The sequence below is a fragment of the Suttonella ornithocola genome, assembly GCF_001889065.1.
Lineage (GTDB): Bacteria > Pseudomonadota > Gammaproteobacteria > Cardiobacteriales > Cardiobacteriaceae > Suttonella_A > Suttonella_A ornithocola.
This window is the reverse complement of the sequence record NZ_LWHB01000299.1, coordinates 1-340: the sequence shown is the minus strand read 5'-3', so window position 1 is coordinate 340 and position 340 is coordinate 1. Positions and strand designations below refer to the sequence as shown.

At 48.2% G+C, this 340-nt stretch carries 1 protein-coding gene; it reads left to right on the top strand.

Features of this window, described 5'->3' with window-relative positions:
• Window positions 1-96: 96 nt before the first annotated feature.
• Window positions 97-340, top strand: a 244-nt coding sequence (locus A5N85_RS13895; protein WP_143143340.1) for a hypothetical protein, incomplete at its 3' end; no start/stop codon positions are given.

The window sequence follows — 340 nt, the reverse complement described above, 5'->3', positions numbered from 1 at the left end:
TAAAAAACCGCATCCGACTACCTATCGGTTAACGCACAAACAGGTGAAATTACCCTCACTGTTAAAGGTGCGGATTGGGTAAACCAAGGCAATACCTTGCCAGCGGTTACCATTGTGGCGAATGACGGACACAGTGAAAGCGAAGCGGTATTTAATCCTACCGCAACCAACCACACTCCTGAAGCCCCAACCTTTACCCCTAGCGCTGAACTCATTCAAAGCAAAGCTCAAGCTAATGACGTTATCAGCACCGCCAAAGCAGCTGATGCGGATAATGACACCATCACTTACAGCCTAAAAACCGCATCCGACTACCTATCGGTTAACGCACAAACAGGTG